Origin of the sequence: Methylocapsa sp. S129 (genome assembly GCF_009765995.1) — a bacterium.
GTDB lineage: Bacteria > Pseudomonadota > Alphaproteobacteria > Rhizobiales > Beijerinckiaceae > Roseiarcus.
Genome location: NZ_LMUI01000020.1, coordinates 343109 through 366295, shown reverse-complemented (window position 1 = coordinate 366295; position 23187 = coordinate 343109). Strand labels below are relative to the sequence as shown.

At 60.0% G+C, this 23187-nt stretch carries 25 protein-coding genes and 1 other RNA gene; 15 read left to right on the top strand and 11 right to left on the bottom strand.

Annotated features, from left to right (window positions below; genetic code table 11):
* Positions 1 to 206 precede the first annotated feature (206 nt).
* Genes GSQ90_RS14410 through GSQ90_RS14400 form a run of 3 tightly spaced genes read right to left on the bottom strand, consistent with a single transcriptional unit; the run spans position 207 to position 3173 of the window.
* Positions 207 to 1244 (bottom strand): polysaccharide pyruvyl transferase family protein, encoded by a 1038-nt coding sequence (locus GSQ90_RS14410; RefSeq protein WP_246731609.1) that lies wholly within the window; start codon positions 1242 to 1244, stop codon positions 207 to 209.
* Complete coding sequence (locus GSQ90_RS14405) at positions 1234 to 2322, bottom strand: hypothetical protein (protein ID WP_158815510.1); 1089 nt, start codon at positions 2320 to 2322, stop codon at positions 1234 to 1236. Before GSQ90_RS14405 ends, GSQ90_RS14410 begins: the two co-directional genes overlap by 11 nt.
* Positions 2319 to 3173 (bottom strand): glycosyltransferase family 2 protein, encoded by an 855-nt coding sequence (locus GSQ90_RS14400; RefSeq protein ID WP_158815509.1) that lies wholly within the window; start codon positions 3171 to 3173, stop codon positions 2319 to 2321. Before GSQ90_RS14400 ends, GSQ90_RS14405 begins: the two co-directional genes overlap by 4 nt.
* A gap of 655 nt (positions 3174 to 3828) precedes the next feature.
* Here GSQ90_RS14400 and GSQ90_RS14395 point away from each other — a divergent pair.
* The 6 genes from GSQ90_RS14395 (at position 3829) to GSQ90_RS14375 (ending at position 6082) form a co-directional block, all read left to right on the top strand.
* Complete coding sequence (locus tag GSQ90_RS14395) at positions 3829 to 4404, top strand: N-acetylmuramoyl-L-alanine amidase (RefSeq protein ID WP_158815508.1); 576 nt, start codon at positions 3829 to 3831, stop codon at positions 4402 to 4404.
* A 4-nt stretch (positions 4405 to 4408) separates the two neighbouring features.
* Positions 4409 to 4537, top strand: coding sequence for a hypothetical protein (locus GSQ90_RS32685; RefSeq protein ID WP_256366605.1), 129 nt, complete (start codon positions 4409 to 4411; stop codon positions 4535 to 4537).
* A 98-nt stretch (positions 4538 to 4635) separates the two neighbouring features.
* Positions 4636 to 4809 carry a hypothetical protein gene (locus GSQ90_RS14390; protein ID WP_158815507.1) on the top strand — a complete coding sequence of 58 codons (174 nt, stop codon included), beginning with the start codon at positions 4636 to 4638 and terminating at the stop codon, positions 4807 to 4809.
* Positions 4810 to 4882: 73 nt separating this feature from the next.
* A complete protein-coding gene (locus tag GSQ90_RS14385) occupies positions 4883 to 5311 on the top strand; it encodes a hypothetical protein (protein WP_158815506.1) in 429 nt (142 codons plus the stop codon).
* A 2-nt stretch (positions 5312 to 5313) separates the two neighbouring features.
* The gene (locus GSQ90_RS14380) at positions 5314 to 5697 is read left to right on the top strand and encodes a hypothetical protein (RefSeq protein ID WP_158815505.1); all 384 of its coding nucleotides are present in this window, start codon (positions 5314 to 5316) and stop codon (positions 5695 to 5697) included.
* Between the two features lie 19 nt (positions 5698 to 5716).
* Positions 5717 to 6082, top strand: coding sequence for a hypothetical protein (locus GSQ90_RS14375; RefSeq protein ID WP_158815504.1), 366 nt, complete (start codon positions 5717 to 5719; stop codon positions 6080 to 6082).
* A gap of 24 nt (positions 6083 to 6106) precedes the next feature.
* On the opposite strand, the gene ybgC is transcribed toward GSQ90_RS14375, so the two are convergent.
* A complete protein-coding gene (ybgC, locus tag GSQ90_RS14370; protein ID WP_158815503.1) occupies positions 6107 to 6538 on the bottom strand; it encodes a tol-pal system-associated acyl-CoA thioesterase in 432 nt (143 codons plus the stop codon).
* A 122-nt stretch (positions 6539 to 6660) separates the two neighbouring features.
* Here ybgC and fmt point away from each other — a divergent pair, with 122 nt between their 5' ends.
* Positions 6661 to 7593, top strand: a complete 933-nt coding sequence (gene fmt / locus GSQ90_RS14365; protein WP_158815502.1) for a methionyl-tRNA formyltransferase — start codon at positions 6661 to 6663, stop codon at positions 7591 to 7593.
* Positions 7594 to 7597: 4 nt separating this feature from the next.
* Here the strand turns inward: fmt and GSQ90_RS14360 are convergent, their stop codons facing one another.
* Together GSQ90_RS14360 and purD are read right to left on the bottom strand one after the other, a co-directional pair.
* On the bottom strand, positions 7598 to 8455 hold the full coding sequence (locus GSQ90_RS14360) for a patatin-like phospholipase family protein (protein ID WP_158815501.1): 858 nt from the start codon (positions 8453 to 8455) through the stop codon (positions 7598 to 7600).
* The gene (purD, locus tag GSQ90_RS14355; protein WP_158815500.1) at positions 8456 to 9751 is read right to left on the bottom strand and encodes a phosphoribosylamine--glycine ligase; all 1296 of its coding nucleotides are present in this window, start codon (positions 9749 to 9751) and stop codon (positions 8456 to 8458) included.
* Positions 9752 to 10029: 278 nt separating this feature from the next.
* Here purD and GSQ90_RS14350 point away from each other — a divergent pair, with 278 nt between their 5' ends.
* Positions 10030 to 10506 (top strand): CreA family protein, encoded by a 477-nt coding sequence (locus GSQ90_RS14350; protein WP_246731608.1) that lies wholly within the window; start codon positions 10030 to 10032, stop codon positions 10504 to 10506.
* Between the two features lie 15 nt (positions 10507 to 10521).
* Here the strand turns inward: GSQ90_RS14350 and GSQ90_RS14345 are convergent, their stop codons facing one another.
* Positions 10522 to 10833, bottom strand: coding sequence for a hypothetical protein (locus tag GSQ90_RS14345; RefSeq protein ID WP_158815498.1), 312 nt, complete (start codon positions 10831 to 10833; stop codon positions 10522 to 10524).
* Positions 10834 to 11133: 300 nt separating this feature from the next.
* Between GSQ90_RS14345 and cysS the strand changes: the two genes are divergently transcribed.
* The 7 genes from cysS (at position 11134) to GSQ90_RS14310 (ending at position 16300) form a co-directional block, all read left to right on the top strand.
* Entirely contained in the window at positions 11134 to 12657 is a 1524-nt protein-coding gene (gene cysS, locus GSQ90_RS14340) for a cysteine--tRNA ligase (protein WP_158815497.1), read from the top strand.
* Positions 12654 to 13169 (top strand): GNAT family N-acetyltransferase, encoded by a 516-nt coding sequence (locus GSQ90_RS14335; RefSeq protein WP_371418372.1) that lies wholly within the window; start codon positions 12654 to 12656, stop codon positions 13167 to 13169. The genes cysS and GSQ90_RS14335 overlap by 4 nt, the downstream gene beginning before the upstream one ends.
* A 12-nt stretch (positions 13170 to 13181) precedes the next feature.
* Positions 13182 to 14774 (top strand): citramalate synthase, encoded by a 1593-nt coding sequence (cimA, locus tag GSQ90_RS14330; RefSeq protein ID WP_158815495.1) that lies wholly within the window; start codon positions 13182 to 13184, stop codon positions 14772 to 14774.
* A 32-nt stretch (positions 14775 to 14806) separates the two neighbouring features.
* Positions 14807 to 15164: a transfer-messenger RNA gene (ssrA, locus tag GSQ90_RS14325) on the top strand.
* Positions 15165 to 15255: 91 nt separating this feature from the next.
* On the top strand, positions 15256 to 15843 hold the full coding sequence (locus GSQ90_RS14320; RefSeq protein WP_158815494.1) for an SspB family protein: 588 nt from the start codon (positions 15256 to 15258) through the stop codon (positions 15841 to 15843).
* Between the two features lie 18 nt (positions 15844 to 15861).
* Positions 15862 to 16053 carry a DUF4169 family protein gene (locus GSQ90_RS14315; protein ID WP_158815493.1) on the top strand — a complete coding sequence of 64 codons (192 nt, stop codon included), beginning with the start codon at positions 15862 to 15864 and terminating at the stop codon, positions 16051 to 16053.
* 46 nt (positions 16054 to 16099) lie between these two features.
* Positions 16100 to 16300 carry a ribbon-helix-helix domain-containing protein gene (locus tag GSQ90_RS14310; protein WP_371418371.1) on the top strand — a complete coding sequence of 67 codons (201 nt, stop codon included), beginning with the start codon at positions 16100 to 16102 and terminating at the stop codon, positions 16298 to 16300.
* On the opposite strand, the gene GSQ90_RS14305 is transcribed toward GSQ90_RS14310, so the two are convergent.
* The 4 genes from GSQ90_RS14305 to GSQ90_RS14290 all read right to left on the bottom strand — a co-directional run bounded on the left by GSQ90_RS14305 (position 16294) and on the right by GSQ90_RS14290 (position 23185).
* Positions 16294 to 20070 carry an AsmA-like C-terminal region-containing protein gene (locus tag GSQ90_RS14305; RefSeq protein WP_158815491.1) on the bottom strand — a complete coding sequence of 1259 codons (3777 nt, stop codon included), beginning with the start codon at positions 20068 to 20070 and terminating at the stop codon, positions 16294 to 16296. The genes GSQ90_RS14310 and GSQ90_RS14305 overlap by 7 nt on opposite strands.
* A 125-nt stretch (positions 20071 to 20195) precedes the next feature.
* Complete coding sequence (locus GSQ90_RS14300) at positions 20196 to 21599, bottom strand: FAD-binding oxidoreductase (protein WP_158815547.1); 1404 nt, start codon at positions 21597 to 21599, stop codon at positions 20196 to 20198.
* Positions 21600 to 21758: 159 nt separating this feature from the next.
* The gene (locus tag GSQ90_RS14295; protein ID WP_158815490.1) at positions 21759 to 22397 is read right to left on the bottom strand and encodes a hypothetical protein; all 639 of its coding nucleotides are present in this window, start codon (positions 22395 to 22397) and stop codon (positions 21759 to 21761) included.
* Between the two features lie 149 nt (positions 22398 to 22546).
* Positions 22547 to 23185, bottom strand: a complete 639-nt coding sequence (locus GSQ90_RS14290; protein WP_246731600.1) for a LysE family translocator — start codon at positions 23183 to 23185, stop codon at positions 22547 to 22549.
* Positions 23186 to 23187 lie beyond the last annotated feature (2 nt).

The window sequence follows — 23187 nt, the reverse complement described above, 5'->3', positions numbered from 1 at the left end:
ATCATTCTAAGTCCAACGGCCAACCCGCCGAAGACTCTCAGATCATCCCCTCACGCGAAAGGTGGGATCAAAACATCGCTTACGGTTAAACCCCGACCGCTAGTCGGAGGTTGTCCATTGGCCAATGCGATTATCTGAAAAGGTGAAAGCTGAATTGGTTCACGTATGCGGCCTGAAAGCGGTGAACGAGGCTAACTATGTCGACATCATTCAGTCTGGTCATCGGCATTCAATCGCGAGAGTCTGTTAAAATTATCAAGGCGCCGAAGAAACCGGCGTCTTTCCAGTGAAAGCCACATTTCTTGAGCATCTGTGATGACATGCGGCGAATCAACTCCTTCTGCTGCAAGTCTTGCGGTAAGTTCGTCAAATGTGCGTTGATCCATATGTTTGTCATGATTAAGGGCCTTCAATATCATCGCGTGGCGGACTCCGAACGGAGCTGCAGCAAGTATACGTGTCAAGGGTAGTGGCTTGTAGTTTGACACAAAGGTGTCGGCAAAAATCGCGCGACCTTCCTTCAAGGTTTGTGCAAACAGTGCCGGCACGCCGATTGAAGAGGCGAAATCAGCCCACTTGAACGGCACGTCGATGTAACCGGAATCGAAATACGAGAAAGGCACCTCATAGGCACACGCTAGAACAGCCCCATGCAAAGCTCCGCTTAACACAAAATCAGCCTCAGCAATCTGGTCAATCAAGACCCGCAACGCCGTCAGGTTTCCAGGGATGGCGGCAGAAATTACGGCGTCAACGCCGGTTTGTTGCTTGATATCGTCGGGAGTGCGCGATTCATGAAAGTGCGTGATACAGAGTGTACGCCCGTGTCCTTTGGCCGGTTTCGGGTGAATGAGTGGCACTAAAAGACCTGGATCACCCAGTACCGTGTTATCGGGCAACCCGAGAACTTCGCGAGTCCGGGGTCCCCTCACACCGAAAAACTTCGCATGTTCAAGAGCCCAGCAAGAGAGTGGCTCATCGCCGCGCGTGCCGCACCCCCAAAACGCAACCTGCCCCTCACCTGAGGCGATCCGCAAATCGCCGAAATCCCGCCTTATTTTTTTTTCGGCGATAGTGCTGCCAATCAGATGATACGCCTCGGCGGGATAAATCGGCACGGTAAGCAGCGCTCGCAGAAAAAATTCGCTTAAATAATCTCCAAAATTCTGCAATTCGTGACGAAGTTCTTGGCGCCAGTAGCGCACTGGATGGTATGAAGAAAGAGGCGGGCACTCACTTGTCATCAGCACAAACCTGCTCAATAAAGCGACACACGGATTGCCCGATTGGGCCCCAGTCATACGCCGATAAATTACATTGTTCAGGTGATTTTTTGCGCAACCGATCGATGAATTCTTGTAGTACCGTCGAATTCAACGCTGTGTCGTAGAGATGCAGCCAGTCCTCCCCGACATCGCCCTGCAATTCGGGCAGGCTTCCCAAACGAGGAGCCAAAACGGGGCGATTGCGCGAAAGAGCCAACAACGCCGCCCCACTGTTGAGTATATCGCGATACGGTAAGATGATCCCATGACTTTGGTCGATAACCGCCTCCAGATCCTCCTCTGGCACGAAGTGAGAGCGCAAATCTAGCTGGATATCAGAACGCCCCTGCGCCAAATCCTCAAGTCGGGAGGCGTAGGCCTGATCGAGCCTGAAGCCTGTAATGCTCAGTAATGCTTGTGACCTTGTCAGCGTACTCATGCAATCAATAAGTGTGTCGAGATTCTTGTAAGGGCGGATGCGCCCGAAATAGCAAAGCCGTACCACCGCATCGATCGGCGGCAGAGGTTGAGGCCGCGTTGAACTATTATCGCGGTAGTGACCATGCACGGTGACCAACTCACGCGTTACATCCGGAGCATAGGCTTCATGGATGATATCACGCGAACGCGCGGACAAATAAATAATGCCATCAAGGGCGTTTATAAAGTCTGTTCTCAGTTCAAGACAAAAATCATTACGGTCATGAGGGTGCACGTTGTGCGCCACCCATATTAGACGTAAGCCATACTGCTTCTGTGCTTCTTGCCATATTGACAGGAGGTGCCTTAGCTCTTGATTTCTTTGCTCGGATTGGCCAACAAAAAACTCATTCGGCCAATGAAAAATGATGCAATTTATGTTTTTCGGCAATTCTGTCTCATACGTATAGTCGTATACTTCCAGGCCACCCGCATGCACGCAATCAGCGAATGCTTTCACAAAAGTGTTGGCCTTAGCCCGAAGAGGGGCCAGAGCAACTGCGAAGCTGCTCTTTCTTTCATCGGGCTTGTTTTTTTTGTTAGAAAGCGCTTTCGCCATTTTATTGTTGCGCGTCACGCCGATGGTTCAGCGGCAGCGAAGAAATTGGCGAGAACTCGTTCTTCTCGGATCACGCCATCCGCTAATAAGGATTGCGTTTGTTGCTCATCTAGCAGCAGCGATTCGTATTCTTTCCGCAAATTTCCTGCAAGATAGATTGCGTGCCAGCGGCGAAGATGCCAGGACGTTCCGCCGGTGACGCCATCAAGGTTTTCGCCGTGATTGCGGATCTTTGATTCGAAATATTCATAACTGCGAATGTGATAATGGAAAACAATGGCGTCGTCCGTGCCCAGCGCCGGGCCTTTCGCGTGGTCCACGCTGTGGTTTCCCTTATGGATATGTTCCAACCCTTCCAGGGCGCACGCGACTTTTCCTGGAATGGCACGGAGCATTATCGGGTATAGCAACGGATCGCTGGGATCCGGCGCGGGTGGCTGCGGGCCATAAGGTTTTTCAACCAGCATGATGTTGTGATGGAATTTGTAATCGCATGCGGCAACGTCGATTGTCCGCGGCAGGAAGTTATAACGACGCGCAACTAGAACTGAAGTTTCGGAACCCATCAGGGACTTCAAGTTGCCGCTTTTCGGCAGCCAAAACTCATCGGCGTCGTTGGAGATAAGCCAGTCCGCACCTTGGCGCTCGCGCAAATGCCGCGCCAGGACCATCGACCGCCGCTCTTTGTCGAACGGACCGGGATCGTCAAATAATGCAAGATCGTAGGTTGTGCGGAGGCCTTGCAGAAGCTCCAGTGTTTCGTCCTTGGAGCCGTTATCATAAATCGCAAAGGCATCAACTCCCATCCGCGCGTGAAATTTGATGTTTTCCGCAACGAGGTCCGCCTCGTCACGGACAATCAGCGTCATTCCTAACCGCATATTGATTTCATTCCTCTTGCATAAGATTTGTCGGGACTCTCGGACTGCATTCGGAACAGACATTTCGCAACGACGGAAACTGATCGAGCATAGAGAGGACCAGCGACACGGTGCCTATGGCACTAAGCGTTCTGCGTTTTTTTTCCAAGCGGTCGCCCTTCCGTTTGATTAGGCCGTGCAATAGCTTCATTGCAGACATCTACTCGCGAGCGACGGGAGGATAAAGTAGCGCCCTCCTTGGAGAAGGCCGAACGTCGAGAGCGGCACGCCAGTGTAAAAATCATGTCTAGGTGGTCCAGCCTGCACCTTTAGTCCACCATATTCGGTCGGCCCCCGGCAATAGGCGACTTCCGTCACGCCTATCATTCGCACCGCCTCCGCAAGCGACCAATACTGCGATGCCAGCACGTCGACCTATCGAAGCTTCGCGACAATCTTGTCCGCTGTGCGTCGCTTCCTGGTCGTTCCAATGTCCTCCATCGGCTCTAAAGCCGTACCTTAGGGGGGACCATTTTTCAGGGGCGGACCAGCCGCAGCCTCTCCCCGTCAGTTCAATCTCGACGCTGCGCCCAGTCGGCGCCGGCGAAAACAAGCACGCCGGGGCGCAAAACTAAGAACCACCCAAACCGAAGGAGAAACCCGCATGCCCAACTGGTCTCCCCCTTTCCTCCCGCCTTTGAGGCAAATTCCGTCGCCTAATTTTTCCGAACGCGCGGGAAGCCGCATCGACCTTATCGTGATTCACGATACGGAAGGCGGGGCGGAGAGCGCCGTCAGTTGGTTCGCCAACCGGCACTCCCAAGTCAGCGCCCATATCGTCCTCAAGGAGGACGGCTCGCAGGCGACGCAGATGGTCCCTTTCGCCAAAAAGGCCTGGCACGCCTGCGATTATAATTCGCGCTCGATAGGGCTCGAAATGGCGGGCTTCGCCAAGGCCGGCTATGGCGAGGCCGAGTGGAGCGCCGCCGCCAATATCGTCGCATGGCTGCTGCACAAATATCAAATCTCAGCTGTCTGGGCGCGGCATGGCGAGGGCTCGGGATTCTGCAGCCATTATGATCTTGGCGCGGCAGGCGGCGGCCACAGCGATCCGACAACGGACGGCGCCGTCTGGGCCGGCTTCGTCAAGCGCGTGCAAGAGGCCTTCGCGCGTGGCTTCCTGCCCGAATGGGGCCAGCACGATCCCGCAGCGGCGCCGCCGGCGTCAGCGCACGCCTAACGCCTTGCGCGCCGCCAAAGCCTTCGTTGTTTCGGCGGCCTTCGGCGGCATTGCCTGGCTTTTCGGCGGTCATCTCTGGCTCGTCATCAGCCTCGTCTTTGGCGCGGTCTGGTCGGTCGGCGATTTCGAATAATCCCTGAACCCTTGATCTTCGCGCGCGGGCGCTTTCGCGTCCGCCGGCGCGCGCGTGGATTCCCGCAAGCTCCGGAGGGCGCATCAATGAGGAATGCGATGACAAAAGATTTCTGGCGACACCTTGGCGTCGGCCTCGCCACCGCGGCGGCGACGGCGATCGTCGCCACGCTCGGACATTACGACTGGTCGCAACTTGGAATTTACGCTCCGGCCGCCCAGCTCGCCGCGCAGCTACTGACCGAAGCCTACAACCAATACCTCGCCAGATAATTCTGGCGAAAGAGCCAAACCATCCGCGCCGGCGCCCGAAAAGGCCGCCGGCTTTTTTTTGAGAGGATATCCCATGAAAACTCTTCTTTTCGCATCCGCGGCTCTCGGCGCGCTCGCGCTCGACGGCTGCGCAGCGGTCCAGAACGTCATCGGCTCCACCGGCAATTCCAGGCTCGTCGCCGTCGCCGCCAAAATCGACGCGGGCGCGCAACTCGCCATCGCCGACTTGCCCAGCGCCTGCCAGATTGTCGGACAGATCGCCACACTGGCGAGCGCCTATTCCGCGTCCGGACTGGCCGGCGGCGGCGCGGCGTCAACGATCGCCAAGACAGCGAATGGCGCCGCGGCTCTAGCCGGTTCGCCGCTCTGTCAAAACCCCGCCACGGCGGACCCGGTCGCCGCCTCGGTCCAGATTATCGGCGCGGTGGCGGCCATCAAAGCGGCGACAGCGGGCGGCGTGAGCGCGCCGACGGCGGCGGCCTCCCTTCCGGCAGGCGGGTGACCATGGCCGCTCCGTTCATCGTCTTGCCGGCGGCGTTCGCCACCTTTCTCGCCGGCGCTCATCTCGCGCCCTGGATAGCCGGCGCGGGCGTCGTCATAACGGACATCGATGGCGTTGCCGTTGATCTCGGCAGGCTTTGCAAGGCCACCGATCCGCTCCTCGATGCGCTCGCCGATCGCGCCGGCAGCGCGCGTTGGCTTGTCGTTATGACGCACGCGGCCGACCGCATATGCGCCGCCGCGGCCGCAGGTTCCGGCGTCGCCGGGGATATCGGACTTATCGCCGAGACATTGCAGGCGATCAGTTCGGTTCAGGCCGAACTGCGGAGCGTTGCGAGCGTCGCGCCAGTCGCCAATGATTCCATACGCAGGAAAACGGAACGTTGAGACAATCCGGAGACGTCGCATGGATCTGCCTGATGTGAGCAAGCCCCCTTGGGGATTCGTCGAATGGGCTTTTACCGGACTCGCAACATTAACCGTGAGCGTCGTCGCCTTTATCTGGCGTCTGATGACCCGTCTGGAACGCATGTCGCTCTCGATCGACCGCCAGCGTGCGGATTTCGAAGCTGACAAAGAAGCTAACAGCGCATCTTTTATCAGGCTGACTGAAACCTTGGCGCAGATGAATCACGACCACTATCGGTTACGGGAAACGCTAGGCGGCCTGCCGAGCAGAGGAGATCTGAGAGACGTCGAAGATCACATCGGCGAGCGGATCGAAGCGCTCGCTGCGCGATTTGATCGTGCGCTGGAGAAGCGTGGGATGTGAGTGCGCACACTTCTCTCGTCGCCGTCACCTCGGCGCGGAAAACCGCTCTCTCATGTCTCTGGGGAGGCGCACAGGACGACCGCTAGACAGCGCCGCGACGCAGACAAAGGCTTTGACGAGTTTCTCATCGCCGCGAAAAACCGCTTGCGCGAAATCGATCGAGGCGCCGCCAACCGCGTCAATCCTTGTTTCAATCGTCAGCAACTCATCCATCAAAGCCGGCCTGAGATAGTCGATCTCAAGGCGGCGCACGGCAAAAACAATGGCGGCGCCCGCTGCAAGTTCGCGCTGTTCAAACCCTTGGCTGCGCAGCCATTCCGTTCGTCCGCGCTCGAGGAAGCGCAGATAGGACGCATGGTAGACGCGCCCCGAGAAATCGGTGTCCTCATAGTAAACGCGCAGAATGAACCGGTGATTTCCGTCTGGCGAGAAGGAGGGATTGTTCGGATCGATCATCGAGCCGCTGGGGTGAGGGATTCGGAAAGCGAACTTGAACCCAGTTCATGGCAAAACGCCATAGCGGTCGCAAGCACGCGTGTTTTGACGCTCGACCGGGCCGATGCTATCGCCCTTTCATCATGCGCATCGTCTTCATGGGCACCCCCGATTTCGCGACGCCGACGCTTCTCGAGATCATCCGGCAGGGGCACAATGTCGTCGCCGTCTATACCCGCGCGCCAAAGCCCGCGGGCCGCCGCGGCTTGGCGCCGACGAAGACGCCGGTCCACGAAGTCGCCGAGCGCTTCTCGATACCCGTGCTGACCCCCGCGACCTTGAAAGATCCACAGGCGCAAGATGGATTCCGGGCGCGTGGCGCCGATGTCGCGGTGGTGGTCGCTTATGGCCTGATCCTTCCCGGCGCCGTCCTCGCCGCGCCCGCGTTCGGCTGTCTGAATTTGCATGCCTCCCTGCTGCCGCGGTGGCGCGGCGCAGCGCCCATTCAGCGCGCCATCATGGCCGGCGACGTCGAGACCGGCGTAAGCGTGATGCGTATGGAAGAAGGGCTGGACACGGGTCCCGTCGCCCTCGAAGAGCGTATCGCCATCGATCGGGGCGCTACGGCCGGCGAAATCGCACAGGCGCTCGCCCATAGTGGCGCGGCGCTGATGGCCCGCGCTTTGCCGGCACTGGCTGAGGGAAGCCTTGCCTTTCACAACCAGAGCGCCGACGGGGCGACCTACGCGCGCAAGATTGACAAGAGCGAGACGCGCATCGACTGGCGTTGGAGTGCGGCAGCTATACGCGATCATATCCGCGGGCTCTCTCCAAGCCCCGGCGCCTATTCCGAGATCGATCTCGGCCGGGGCGCGGAACGTGTGAAGTTTCTTCGTGCAGCCGCGGTCGAGGGCGCCGGCCCCGCGGGGACGGTGATCGACGAGGCGCCGACGGTCGCCTGCGGCGGCGGCGGCGCGATACGAATTCTTGAGGCGCAGCGCGCTGGCAGAGCTGCGATGTCCGGCCAAGAATTTCAGCGCGGCGCGCAGATCTCGCCGGGCGCGAAGTTCATATAGCTCGTCAGGGGTCAAGCAGGGCGGCGAGCTTTCGCTTGATGTCTTCCTTGGCCGATTCCGCCGCACGCAATATCTGGGCCGCCCGGAAGAAATCAAGCACGCGGAATTGCTCGACCATCGGCCTCATTAAAATATCGGGCGCGCGTAGTTTTAATTTTTCCGACGTTATGGCGCCCTGCATGATCTGCGCCGCGCCAAACATTGCCTCAAAGGGGGCAGGATTTCGTCGTTGGCGCGGACCTCCGAAAGTGACGTCAATCGCGATGACGATATCAGCCGCCTCAAAGAGAAGGTCATAGGGCAAAGGATTGACGGCGCCGCCGTCAATAAGCACACGCCCGTCCATTTCCACGGGCTTGATCAGACCCGGAATGGCCATCGATCCGGCGACCGCTGGCGACAGAAGGCCTGTCGAAAAGACCGCCTCGCAACGATCATAGAAGTCCGTCGTGACGACCTGAAGCGGGATCGCCAGATCCTCAAAGCGCTCCGGCATTGCATCGGGCCAGAACAGATCGAGGAAAAGCTCGGCGTCGAGCAGAACAGGATTAGCGAATCCACGCAGGACGATATCGGTGAAGCGGCCGACGCGCGCTTTCAGCAGTTTCCCCATTACCTCCGAACGCTTGCGCATTATGGCGAGCGTATGAGCGCGCAAGTGTTTGGCTTCGATTCCCGCAGCGTAAGCGGCGCCGAGGATCGCGCCGATCGACGTGCCTGACATCGCCCGCGGCTTCACGCCCAATTCGTCGAGAGCTTCGAGTATCGCGATATGCGCAATACCGCGCGCCCCGCCTCCGCCGAGCGCTATGGCGATAGAAGGCGAAGAGGATTCGTCTGCGTTTTGGCGCGCTGGCTCCACTCAAACCCTCGGAAGGCTATGCGCACGTTCGCGCGCCACGGCCCGCCAGCCAATATCGCGACGGCAGACCCCCCCTGGCCAGTCGATCGCATCGACTGCGGCATAAGCGCGCGACTGCGCCTGTGCGACGCTCTTGCCCGTGGCAGTGACAGCGAGGACGCGGCCGCCATCGGCGAGAAGGCGTACGCCATCCCGACGAGCGCCTGCATAATGAACCGTTACACCAGGAAGCCTGGCGGCCACTTCGATTCCCCGAATTTCAGAGCCCTTGATCACAGCGCCGGGATAGCCGCGCGCAGCGAGCACGACGGTCAGCGCCGCTTCGTTTGAGAATTGCGGCGTCCCTTCCGGTAGGCACCCTCGCGCGCACCCAAACAACAGGTCGAGAAGGTCACTCTCCAGCCGCGTCAGCACGACCTCCGCCTCTGGATCGCCAAAGCGAACATTATATTCGATCAGCTTTGGCCCATCCGCGCCGATCATCAGCCCTGCGAACAGGACGCCACGAAAAGGCATGCCGCGCTTGCGCATGCCGGCGATTGTCGGCGCGATAATTTCGCGCATGACGCGTGCGCTCATGTCTTGCGTCATGATCGCCGCCGGCGAATAGGCGCCCATGCCGCCGGTGTTAGGGCCCGTGTCTCCATCTCCCACGCGCTTGTGGTCCTGGGCGGAGGAAAAGGCGACCGCCCGCTCGCCATCGCTGAGCGCAAAGAAAGACACTTCCTCGCCTTCAAGAAATTCCTCAATGACGACTTCAGCGCCGGCGGCGCCAAAACCGCCATCAAACATCGAACGGACGGCCGCTTCGGCTTCCGCCAGCGTGGTGGCGACGACCACGCCTTTGCCCGCCGCCAAACCATCGGCTTTCACGACGATCGGGGCGCCTTTCGCGCGCACGAAAGATAGCGCCGCATCCATCCTGTCGAAACGACCATAGGCGGCGGTTGGAATGCCAAAATCGCGACAAAAATCCTTGGTGAAGCCCTTCGACCCCTCAAGCTGCGCCGCGGCGCGGCCCGGGCCGAAACAGGCGATCCCGGCAGCGGAAAGATCGTCGGCGATTCCGGCCACCAGCGGCGCTTCTGGGCCGACGACGACGAGGCCGATGGACAATAACTGACACAGGCTCACCACTGCGCTGTGGTCGGCGACATCAAGCACAATAGCTTCCGCAACGGTCGCTGTCCCCGGATTGCCGGGGGTGATGAACAGCCGCGTCAATGAGCGTGATTTGGCAAGAGCGATGGCCAGGGCATGCTCTCTTCCACCCGAGCCAATAATCAAAACATTCATGCGGCCCGGACCCCATGGCGCCTCAGCACTCTCTAGTGCGGCTTCTTAGGCGAGGATGGGCAGGCTATCAACCGGCGCGGCGGCTATTCGGTCGCACCGCTATGGAGACACCCGCCAGGTCCGCCACCGAGCGGTATTGCGCCGTCAGTCAAGTTCCCTATGTAGGGACGCGATTTGTTGGCGAGTCTGGCGTGAATCTTGTCGCGCCTGTGAGGGGTTGGAGCGGCGCGATGAGATATGGAACCGTCTTTGTTTGTCTCGGATTTGTTGCGTCGCTAATGGTCGCGGTCCCCGCGAGGGCAGAGTCCGATGAGCCCGATCTCATCTTCCGGAAATCCACGACATTCAAATTGTTGACCCCGAACGACAAGCTTGCGGTCTACGGCGTCGACGATCCGGCAATCGACGGCGTCGCCTGTCATTACACCGCGCCTGAGAAAGGCGGCCTTGCGGGCGCCTTTGGATTGGCGGAACAGACCTCGGACATTTCCTTGGCGTGCCGGCAATACGGTCCCATCAAGATCAAGGAGAAGTTCGAGCAGGGCGATGTGGTCTTCCGCGAGCGCCGGTCGCTGTTTTTCAAGAAGATGCAGATCGTACGGGGGTGCGACGCCAAGCGCAACATATTGATTTATATGGTCTATACTGACAAATTGGTCGACGGATCACCGAAGAATTCGACCTCGAGCGTTCCAATTCAACCTTGGGGCGTCGCAAGCGGTGATATCCAGAAGTGCGGCGATTTCCTGCGCTGACCGATTGGGTTGGCCTTATTCGCCGCACCGAACGATGTAGGGGGCGCCTGATTTGCTGGCCGCGCTGGCCGGAATGGCGTTGGTGACGTCCTCAGCGAGCCCGAACGAAATCGCGGCCCCGTGGCCATGCGCCTCGCACCAGGCGTCAGCGACGACGTGTCCGCATTCCCCACCCTCCGCCAGGCAATCCTCGACGCCGTAGCCTTCCGCGGCGGCTATGATGAAGGTGTTTCCTTCGGCGGCCTGCCCCTGACCCACCGAGCCGGCGCAGAGCGCCAAGGCGATAAAAAACGGGAGAATTGCCGGCCACAGCTTGAAACGACGCATGTCAGACTCTGGATTTCATGATCTCGACGAAGCGGAACCGCCTCCATCGGCAATCCTGAAGCCACGCTATGAATGCGGGGTTAACGGGCAGGTCGCGCCCCTTCAAGACCATTTCGGCTTGACTTCCGCCGCGGCCCGCGGGAAAGGTGGCGGCATGACGCGCCAATTCCGCCTTTGCCGGATCATTATTATTTGCAGCTAGCACTATTGCTGGCTGGCGCGCGTCTTTTCCAATTGAAGTCATGAAAAGCGACGATCCAGCCGGTCTGAATCCGCATTCGCGCGGCTGGTGAAGATGAAATGTCGAGACCACTGAAGCTCTACAATACGCTGACCCGGTCGAAAGAGGTTTTCGAACCCATCGACCCCGGAAACGTGCGCCTCTATGTCTGCGGTCCGACGGTCTATGATTACGCCCATATCGGCAATGCGCGCCCGGTCATCGTGTTCGACGTTCTCTATCGACTGCTGCGGCATCGATACGGGGCTGACCATGTCGTCTATGCCCGCAACATCACGGACGTCGACGACAAGATCAACGCTCGCGCCGCACGCGACTTTCCCGACCTTCCGCTGAATGACGCGATCGGTAAGGTCACGGAAGCGACGGAGCGGCAATTCCATGAAGATGTCGCCGCGCTAGGCTGCTTGCCGCCGGATCAAGAGCCTCGTGCGACCAACCACATTGTCGAAATGGTCGCGATCATCGAGCGGCTCGTGGCGCGCGGCCTCGCTTATGTCGCCGAAGACAATGTGCTGTTTTCCCCCGTCGCGATGGACAATTATCCCGGCGCGCCTCGCTACGGGTCGCTGGCGCGACGCTCACTCGACGAGATGATCGCCGGCGCGCGCGTCGATGTCGCGCCCTACAAGCGCGATCCGATGGATTTCGTGCTGTGGAAGCCGTCGAAGCCGAATGAACCCGGCTGGCCGAGCCCCTGCGGCATCGTCCCTCTTGGACGGCCGGGCTGGCATATCGAGTGCTCCGCCATGTCCATGGCCAAGCTGCTCACGCCGTTTGGCGGCGGGCTGGCCTGCGACGATCCGACCAAGAATATTTTTGATATCCACGGCGGCGGCATCGATCTCGTATTCCCTCACCACGAAAATGAGATCGCTCAGTCCTGCTGCGCCTTCAATACGACGCGTATGGCCAATGTCTGGATGCATAACGGCTTCCTGCAGGTCGAAGGCGAGAAGATGTCGAAAAGCCTCGGCAATTTCGTCACCATTCGCGACCTTTTGGAGACCGGGAAGTTCGGAGACAGCACGTGGCCGGGCGATGTGTTGCGGCTCGCAATGCTGCGCACGCACTATCGCCAGCCGATCGACTGGACCGTGAAAGAGCTAGAGCGAGCGCTCAAAGACCTCCGTGAATGGTACGGTCTCATCGCCACCGAAGCATCTTCCCACGGAACGATCGACCGGGGGATCCTGGAAGCGCTGTTTGACGATCTCAATACGCACGGCGCTCTCGTCAGGGTGCATGAGCTTGCAAAAACGGGAGACAGAGCAGCTCTTAGCGCTTCCCTGACCTTTCTGGGCTTCAGCTGCAATCCGACCAGCCTAACTCGGAGGCTCTATGAGAGCGTCATGGACGGCATCAGGGCATCGGATAAAGCTGTCGCCACCGAGAAAGCGGACGGAACGCATTTTGAAGATTCGTCGACTCAGAAGCGCGTCGACGAGTTGATCGCAAGTCGACAAGCCGCTCGTGCGGCAAAGAACTTCGCCGAAGCCGACAAGATTCGCGATCAGCTCGCCGATCTCGGCGTCGTCCTTAAAGAATCCAAGGACGGCACGACATGGGAGTTCAAGCGATGAGCACGACTCCCGCCCTGCGCCCGTATCTGCCTTCCGATGCCGCCCGCTGCGCAGCGATTTTTCGCGCCAGCATCGAGGCGTTGACGAGCGACGATTACGGCGACGAACAGCGCAGAGCCTGGGCTGCGACGGCGGATGATGTCGCGGCCTTTGGCGCGCGCCTCGCAAAATCCCTCACTCTGGTTGCGACGATCTCGGGCGAGCCGATCGGTTTTGGCAGCCTGAAAGGCGCTGATGTCATCGACATGCTCTACGTCGATCCCGAATTCGCGCGGCGCGGCGTCGGCGCCCTTCTGATCGACGCCTTGACGCGGCTCGCGAAGGGGCGCGGCGCCAAGCAACTGACCAGCGAAGTCAGCGACACCGCCAAAGCAAGCTTCGAAAACCAGGGCTTTGTCGCGCAGCGGCGCAATTTGATCCAGCTGGACGACGAATGGCTCGCCAACACGACGATGCTCAAGCCATTGGTCGCGGCTGACCCCGCCCGCCCCCCGACATCCAAGCTTCACTAGCGGTTCAATCCAATGACGCGCGAACGCCTTTACCTTTTCGACACGACCCTGCGCGATGGCGCGCAGACGACGGGCGTTGATTTTTCTCTCGAAGACAAGCGCCAGATTGCCGCTCTGCTGGATCGCCTGGGTGTCGACTATGTCGAAGGCGGCTATCCCGGCGCCAATCCAGTTGACACAAAATTCTTTGAGCGCAAGCCCACAACCAATGCGCGCTTTGCGGCTTTTGGCATGACCAAACGCCCGGGACGATCGGCGGAGAATGATCCAGGCGTCGCGGCTCTGCTTGCCGCCGACGCCGACGCGATCGTCTTCGTCGCCAAATCCTGGGACTATCATGTTCATGTCGCATTGGGTTGTACGCTTGACGAGAATCTGGAGAGCATCGAACTCAGTGTGAGGGCGGCGGTCAAAGCGGGCCGCGAGGCGATGCTCGATTGCGAACATTTTTTCGACGGCTACAAGGCCAATCCCCAGTACGCCTTGAGCTGCGCCCGCACGGCATACGAGGCCGGCGCACGGTGGGTGGTGCTGTGCGACACCAATGGCGGCACGCTGCCTGATGAAGTCGAGCGTATCGTGGGCGAAGTCATCCGCGTCATTCCTGGCGACCATCTGGGGATTCATGCTCACAACGACACCGAAAACGCCGTCGCCAATTCATTGGCGGCTGTGCGCGCGGGCGTCCGTCAGATTCAAGGCGCCTTGAATGGGCTCGGCGAGCGCTGCGGCAATGCGAACCTGATATCGCTGATCCCAACGCTACTCCTGAAGCCCGAATTGAACGCGCGCTTCGAGACCGGCGTCACGCCTGAGGCGCTAAGCGACATTTCGAAAATATCGCATACGTTCGACGAGCTGCTCAATCGGGCGCCCGATCGCCACGCGCCCTATGTCGGCGCCTCGGCTTTTGCGACGAAGGCCGGTATTCACGCGTCCGCACTGGCCAAAGACCCCCGCACTTATGAGCATGTGCCGCCCGAAAGCGTCGGCAACACACGCGCCATTCTGGTTTCGGACCAGGCGGGTAAATCCAATCTCGTCGCCCAGCTCACGCGTCTTGGCGTCGAAGTGCGCGCCAACGACCCCAGGCTGTCCTTCCTGCTCGACCAAGTGAAAGCCAAGGAGGCGGAAGGCTATGCCTATGAAGGCGCCGACGCTTCTTTCGAATTGCTCGCGCGGCGCGCGCTTGGCGAGACGCCGGCTTTCTTTGAGGTCGAGGGCTTTAGCGTCAATGTCGAGCGCAAGTTCAACGCCAGCGGCGCGCTCGTCTCCGCCTCCCAGGCCGTGGTGAAGATCAAAATTCACGGAGAAACGCTAATTTCCGCCGCCGAAGGCAATGGTCCTGTCAATGCGCTCGATCTTGCCCTGCGCAAGGATCTCGGCGCCTATCAGCGCCATATCGAAGATCTCGAATTGCTCGACTATCGCGTGAGGGTCTTTCAGGGAGGCACCGACGCGGTCACCCGTGTTTTGATCGAATTTGGCGATTCGTCGGGCGCGCGCTGGTCGACCGTCGGCGTCTCTGGCAACATCATCGACGCATCGTTCCAGGCGCTGGTCGACGCTATCGTTTATAAGCTCGTTAAGGCCGGCGCGGGCTAAGCAGCCCAAAACCTTAAGACAATTCCCAATTGGCCCTTCCCAACGAGGGATGCAGCGCCTATGTTGGCTCTGCCGTCGCAAGACGGCTATGGCGATAAATGGGCATCGGAATAAGTCTTTCGGACCCGGGGGCGGTACCCGGCGCCTCCACCAAAACCCGCTGCGGAAAGCGGGCTTTGGCGGGGGCGAAATAGGTTCGACGAGGGATGTAAAGGGTGATCTTTTGCCCGGCATGATACCGCCGTTATCGGGTCAAACCTATAGTTGCTAATGACAACTATGCCCCGGTGGCCCTCGCCGCGTAATGCGGTGCTGGTACTGGAAATCAAGTCCTGAGGGTTCGCACCTTTAGGCGGGGTCCGGAGGCGCCTGGCAACAGAAGCCTCCACTTTTCTGAGGTCTTCGACTCTCCAAGCCCGCAATTGCATTGGCCGCCTCACTCCGCTAATTCTTGAAGGAGAAGCGCGAGCGCAGTTTTACAATGCCTACCGATCACATTCGATACGATCTTCTGGTTCAAGAGGCCTTGCGCTCAGTGGTTCGCAAGGTGCTCGGCGATGCGGCCCGCAACGGCCTGCCCGGCGATCATCATTTCTATATTTCTTTCAAGACGCGCGCGCCGGGAGTGACTATTCCCGCGGCCATGCGCCAGAAATACCCCGATGAGATGACGATCATTCTCCAGCACGAGTTTTGGGATCTATCGGTCAATGGCGAAGGTTTTGAAGTCAGTTTGTCTTTTTCGCGAAAGCCCGAACGGCTTGCTATTCCATTTGCCGCGATAACGGGTTTCAGCGATCCCTCGGTGCCGACATTCGGTTTCAAATTCATGGTGCCCGAAGTTGCGGAGGCTGGGGCCCCAACTCCTGAGACAATCCCAAATTCGGCGGGCAAAGGCGAGAGCGAGGCGGGACCGCCTTCCAAACGCAACCTGAGTCCGACGCCGATGGCAAAAGCGCTCGCGCCCGCCAAACCTTCGGACTCGTCGCCAAGTCCCGCCGCCGCCAAAACGACCGAAAAGTCAGAAGCGGCCAAGGTTGTTTCGATCGACGCGTTTCGCAAGAAGTAATGACGGACGGGCGCGAGCATGGGCGAGATCGTCAATCTCCGCAGAATTCGTAAGCGTCAGTTAGGCGCCGAAGCTGAAATCAAAGCGGCGGCCAACCGCGTCGCATTTGGCGTCTCGAAAAGTGTGAGAAGCAAAGCCCAAACCGAACGCGTCCTGGCGGACAGGCGTCTCGAAGCTCATCGGCGGCCGGACCCGGGCGATGCCGAGTGACTCGCCTGAATCTATTGGCGGCGGATCGATCCGTCCGGATGCCGGCGTGGTCAAGCGATCCCTCGTGATTGCCGGGCACCGCACGAGCATTTCGCTGGAAGAAACGTTCTGGCGTGAACTCAAGGCTTTAGCCAAAAGGCGCGCTCAATCGATCAATGCGCTCGTCGCCGAGATCGACGCCAATCGTGGACCCGCGAATCTATCATCGGCGATCCGCGTCTTCGTGTTCGAAAGCGTGATTCAATAGAGCCCAGATGCGGTCGGATCAGATTGCTGCAGCGCGCTGGGCGGCCGCGGCAGGGGCGGCATGGGATTCGTCGACGATTGCGTGGGATTATTTGGCGCCGGCGCAGGCGTTGATAGCTGCTCAGCAGCAGCCGCCCTGCGCCTTTCCTCATCGGCTTTTACAGTTTCGGCCTCCACGCGCGCACGATTGTCTTCCGACTTGAGCCGCGCTTGCTCAATCGAATAGGCCTCCAATTCCAACTCGCGCCGGCGCATGGATTGGCTGGCTTTCAGCCGTCGATTGAAGAAGGCGCGCTCACGTATGTCCGATTCCAGAGCCGCGATTCTGTTGGTCTCCCGCGCGATGGACTGAGCCGCGAGGCCGGCCACGAAGAGGCCGGAATCGACCTCGCGAACCAAGGCATCGATCGGCCCTCTCAACACAACATTGATCGCTGGTGGCGCCCCACTCCAGTATTTCGGCGTTTGCAATTCAGCGAATGCGGCGTAAATCTCCAGGATGAACGATCGAAGATCAAAATTCGCCTGCAGCGCCGCCTCGTCCCTGGAATCCCTCACTTCAAATGGACCAAAGCGGATTATTCCCGCTGTAAGGGATAAAGACGCATTGGCGTCGCCAACGCGCAAGGCTTGCTTGTTGAACTCCAGTTCGAAAGCGCGATTAATATTAGGTGGATCGATCGCATAGTCGGACGATTGCGCTTTTTCGACAATCCGACCAATCGCGCTCTGATCGAGATGCGGTATTCGCGCGCCTTGCAGCTTTATTTGGCCGGCTCCGGCGAGCCCAGCAACCAACGCGCTGGCGCTTTGTCCTGTACTAGCGAAGTCCATCGAGCCCGACACCTGACCCGCGAAGTTCGGCCGATCGAGGGCGATAGGCTCGGTTGAGACTTGCCCGGACACCGACGCATTCGGCCCGTCTCGTCGAATTGTCGCCCGTCCGGCGAGGGCGCCTCCGGCCACATTCATCGACAAATCATCGAGGCTGACTAGGCCCCGCCCAAGTTTTAGCTGCATGCCGGCGTCGTGGGCGAGAAGGCTATCAGTGACGTCAAGCGCGGCGACTTTGAGAGCGATATCGGCGGATGGCGGATTGACGAGTCCCGCGGAAAACTTAGCGTCCGACCAGAACGCTCCGGCCTTGGCCGACTGTGGCGCGCCAAGCGCCAAGCCAATCAAGGCGGAGAGCGACAATCGGTCCGCCTGCAAAGCACCCGTGAGTTGCGCTGCGGGCGCGGCGGAATTTTCACCAGCTACCGCCTGAGCGAGCGCTACATCCGGATCCGCTGGAATCGTGGGGCCTGGCTGCACCGACGCTGGCCAATAGGTCAAATCTCCAGAAAAACGCGTATGCCCGATTGTGCCCTGCAGTTGTGAAAAACTGAGTCGTTTGTCGCGCCAGGCGATATCAGCCAAAAGATCGGTCGGAATGGCGACAGTCGAATCCGGCGACGCTATGCCAAGCACCGCCAGGAGCGGCATCGAGTTAGCCGCCTTGACGCTGGCCAAACCCCTAACCAGTGCGCCGTCAACATCCGATGCTTTGTACGACAGCCGCCCCCGCCAGGCGAGATCAGCGCCAGCGAACGAAGCGGATATGTCCCCCTCCAGGCCGTCGCTCCAACGGCCGTGCGCCGAGGCGCCGATATGTCCGCGCCCTTGCCCTGCAAGCGACAAGGCCGGCAATCCGATCTGTCGCAGCAATGGAGCAGCGTCAGGCGCATCGAGCGATACAGTCGCGCTCAGCGTATTGGCGTCCCCAGCGGCGCGGTCGAATTTGGCGTCAACGCGCGTCACCCCCGCCGTACCCTGCATCGTCAGCGTATCCGTCGCGTCAGCCACGCCCTTGCTCGGCGCCGACGATTGCGCGTTGAAAGTCAGTTTTGCGGGCGAAAGCGCTCCTGAACGATCGACGAGCATGTCGCTGATCGGCCCCGGCGCCACGCGGCGGATCAGCAGTGCGAAATCGCGCAATCGCGCGGCGTCGATTTTGGCGCTAAGCCAGCGACCTTTCCCATCGCTGGCGCCGTTCGCCTCCACCGACGCTCCGCCAAGATCAGCAATCGACAAATGATCCAGCCGAACATCGTCGCCCTGTTTGGTTAGTTTGAGCGTCAGCGATCCTCCTTCGACCCGCGCTTCTCCCAATCGGGCGATGCGAATCGCATGCGCGTCGAGGGCCAGGGAAAGATCGATATCGCTGAGAAAATTCGTACTCGCGCTGACGTTAGGAAGCGCATCGATGTCAAGCGAATCCGTTTGCATATCCATAAACATGCGCCCACGCTCGACACCGACGGCGCGCGTCAAAGCCAAGGTTCCGGTGAAGGTCGAACGCTCAAGCGCAAGACTCAAATTTCGCGCGACAAAACCTGTCGCCGACAAATCCACATCGCCGATCGCCGAGGCTGACCGATAAGGCAATACCTCGCTAACAGCGGCGAGGCGCGCGCTCAAATCGGGGGCGCCAAGCGTGAGCCAGTCGCGCAGGCGTTGAATGTCGCCGATCCTGGCGTCCATCCGGCCTTTGAAGCCTGGAGCAGGACCGGCATCGACAACCCCTGACGCCAGGATATGGCTGCGTCCTGGCGGGCTCGCCTCAAGCTTCACGCCGGTCGGCGCGCTTGGATCAACATTTACGGAGAACGTAACGTCGGCAATCGTATCGCCGCCGAGTATCGCCGCCGGCGTTTCAAGTTCGACGGACAGGGCGACAGGCGGAGCGCTCTCGATCCCAAGCCCTGCCAAAGCGGCGCTCAACGCGCCATAAGCTTTTGCTGGCGACGCGGAGTCCTCGCCTTCCCCTCGCAGCAACGTATCGAAATTGAGCTGTTTGGCCGCAAGGACAATGCTCGCACGGGGCGGCGCGCCAAACTCCATCTGCGCCGAACCATTTGCCGCGAGCGCACGATCCTCCTGCCCAAGCCGGACATCAAGATTGTCTAGCGAGGCCCTGCGCAGGTCGGCTTTCAGGGCGCCAGAAGCACGCCAGGGCGTCGGCGCGTCGGCCCCCTTGATCAGTCCCGAAAAGGTTGCAGCGCCGGAATAACCGACGACCGCCACGCCCGCTGTCGCCGTCGCGTCGGTCAAAGCCAGGGCGCCGTCGAACTCGCTTCGCGGCAACCCGCCTCTGGCGTCGATTGCCGCCTTGAATCGCAAATTGTCGCCTTCAACGGCGCCCGTCGCAAAATTGAACGCGAGTTTTGCGCCGCCGGGACCGGGAGCTTCGCCCGAGCCTTTGAAAGGTCCAAGCAAGGAACCGGCCTCCGCATCAAGACTAATTCCGGCAACGGTGAATTCCGCGAGGCCATCGGCTCGCATTATTCTCACGCTGGCGTTGCGAACGACGACCTTGTCGAAAGCGATCGAATCGGAGCGTGACGCCATATCTAGTTTTGGCAGTGCGATTCCTCCGTCCGGACCCTGAACGAGATCGAGGATTGGACGTTCAAAGGAAGCCCGCGTGAACCGGAATTGGCCTCGCACAAGAGACGTCAGACCGAGCGCCAGTTCCATCTCGTCGCAAGAAAACAGGACGCCGCCAGTTTTAGGATCCGTGACTTCGACTTGATTCAAAGTGACGTAGGGGCTGGGAAGAAGCTTGAGATCGATCGCGCCCTTCACCTGAACGCGCTCGCTCAGGATGCGGGACAATTGCGCCTCGACCGCAACGCGCTGCTTGCTCCAATCGACGTAATAGGGCCCGATCAACGCCGCGGTCAGCGCCGAAATCAGGAGAAGAGCGATAACGGTAAGGCCGGTGCGCAAGATTGACCGTCAGTTCCTGGTGTGAGGCCGGATTGGAGGGAGGAACAATATCCCAATTCATGGCGCGAAAGTGACGATGCAAGACCGCGCGGGAAATCGACGCCGTCCCGGCCCGCCCAATAGGCCTATTGCCGCAGTATTTTGCCTGGGTTGAGGAGATTGGCAGGATCGAAGGCTTGTTTGATGCGCCGCATCAGATCAAGCGTCGCGGCAGGATATTCCTCTTCGACATAGGGGATTTTCTTTTGGCCGACGCCATGCTCCCCGGTGCAGGTTCCGTCCATCGCCAGCGCCCGGCGCACCAAGCGCGATGAAAACGCCTCCGCACGTGCGACATCGGCGGGATCATCCATGTCGACAAGGGGACTCACATGGAAATTGCCGTCGCCGACATGTCCGACAATCGGCGCCACCAAACCTGTCTCGGCAATATCCCGTTGCGTCGCTTCAACGCAATCGGCGAGCCGCGAGATCGGCACGCAGACGTCGGTCGCAAAAAGCCGCGCGCCCGGCCGCAGGGTGAATGACGCCCAATAGACGTCATGACGCGCCTGCCAAAGGCGGCTGCGTTCTTCGGGCCGCGTCGCCCACACGAAAGGGCCGCCGCCAAACTCAGCGGCGATATCGCCGAAACGTTGCGACTGTTCGGCGACGCCTGCCGATGTGCCGTGAAATTCAACAAACAGCATCGGCGTTTCGGGAAGTGAAAGTTTGGAATAATTGTTGCAAGCCTTCACCTGCATTGCGTCGAGCAATTCAATGCGCGCGACCGGTAGGCCTGACTGGATCGTCGCGATGACGGCGTCGCAGGCGGAGCGAACGTCCTTGAATGGGCAATGACCGGCCGATATCGCCTCGGGGATGCCGTGCAGCCGCAAGGTGATTTCGGTAATGATTCCCAATGTCCCCTCGGAGCCCACGAACAGGCGAGTCAAATCATAGCCAGCCGAGGATTTTTTCGCCCGGCTCGCCGTGCGCACGATAGAGCCATCCGCGGTCACGGCGACCAGCGAGAGGACATTATCTTTCATCGTGCCATAGCGCACAGCATTCGTACCGGAGGCGCGCGTCGCCGTCATCCCGCCGATCGAAGCGTCGGCGCCAGGGTCGATCGGGAAGAACAAGCCCGTATCGCGTAACTGTTCGTTCAACGCGATGCGATGCAGGCCCGGCTCGACGACGCAATCAAGGTCTTCAGCGTGAACGGCGAGAAGGCGATCCATGCGCGACATGTCGATCGACACGCCGCCGTGGAGCGCGTTGACATGCCCCTCTAGCGAAGTGCCGGCCCCAAAGGGGATAATCGGCGCATCGTGCTCGGCGCAAATGCGCACGGCGTCGACGACGTCCTGTGTGTTCTCTGCGAAAATCACGGCGTCGGGCGGCGCATTGGCGACCCAGGTCAGCGTATGGCCGTGCTGGACGCGCACCGCCTCCGAGGTGACGAGGCGATTGCCAAAACGCGCGGCCAAGGCGGCGTTCAGTGCTTCAACCGCCGCTGGTGAAAGATGGTCAGCGCGGCGGCGCAGATGGGTGGCGGCGAGCGTCTCGGCTGCGATGTTCAAAGGTGAGTCCTCCTGGGAAAGAGGATAAGATGAGGGGCTGGCGAGGGCAAATGGAACCGCGGCCGAGGATTTTATCGGTCATCCTCGACCTGTTCGACTCGGCGCAAGCCGCCGGAGTTCGGACTATCCACAGGCCATCTTGACGAAGAGCGCCGCAAGCGATTGCATGGAGGGATTCGGCACGCCTCTTGCATTGATTCGCCGGATAGCCGCCACGACGCTATTAGCGCTTTCGTCGCGGCCGGAGGACACGCCCAGAGCCGGCTTCCTCGCTGCCGCATGAATAGCAGCGAGTTGTGTGAGCGGCATGCGCGTATATTTAGCCATTGCGCGTACAACGATCATCGAGCCGCGCCGACTGTCAAGCGGCCAGGGCGGATGGAACGTTTGGGAGGAAATCACAAGTTTAAGGGGGGTGATCGGCATGCGGCCTGATCGCCATCGACGAATGTCTCGATTGATCGGCCGCCAACAGGAGCGGTTGACATGATGAATGTTCTTTTGCACGCAGCCCTTGGCGGCGCCGTCGTCGCCGCGTCGTTCTCCGCAGTCAGCGCCCATGATATTTATACCGACGTGCACGGCAGGAACGGCCAGCTCTGCTGCGGCGGCGATGATTGCGCCGCGACATCTTTTCGTGAACACGGCGGCCAGTTCGAGTTCCTGACGCGCGAGCGTCAATGGATCGCAATCCCCGAAGATCGCATCACGTTCTTGCCTATACCTGGCGATCCGCCGAGCGACGATTCTCATCGCGCGCATTTATGCTATCGCTCAGCGACCGACAATGATCGGCTCGGCGGCGCCTCGTCGAACGTCTTTGACAGCATCTTTCTCTATTGCGCCTTTATTCCGCCAGGCTCGATTTGAGCGACTTTCAGACGCGGGCGATCAAGCGGCAAGTCAGCGGCTCACCCCGCCCGCCGTAGCGCGCCACTCGCCGCGTCGAAGACCGACTTTGCGCCAAAGGCAATGAATAATACGCCCACGACGCGCGTCACGGCGACACCGTGGCGCAGGAAGAAGCGCCGCACTCCCGGTAGGCCGGCGGCGAATATCAGCGTCATATCCGCCATCAGGAACCCGACGAAAGCGGCCAGCATCAATTGCGGCGCGTCGGCGAAGGTCAGTTGGCCCGCGAATGGCGCGGCGATCGCCGTGAACATCGCCACCGCGACGGGATAGGCTTTGGGGTTGGTCAACCCGAACACCATGCCGGCGATCAGCGGGCGGCGAGCGCCGATGGTTTGCGGTGGGGCGTCTTTTTTCGTCACCACCGCTTTGACGCCGAGATAGATCAGATAGAATCCGCAGGCGGCGCCAAGCAATTCAAACAGCACGGGTCCGATCCGGTTGACACCGATGATCGCCGCGAAAGCAAGCGCCCCCCAGGAGACGTCGCCGACCAGATGGCCGCTGATGAACCACGCGCCCGCCTTGCGCCCTTTTGACGCCGCCAGCGTGAATAGCGCGAGAAAAGCCGGCCCGGGCGAGATGACATAAAGAAAAGCTGCCGCCGCCGTCGCGAGATAAATCTTTTGCGCCATCATCG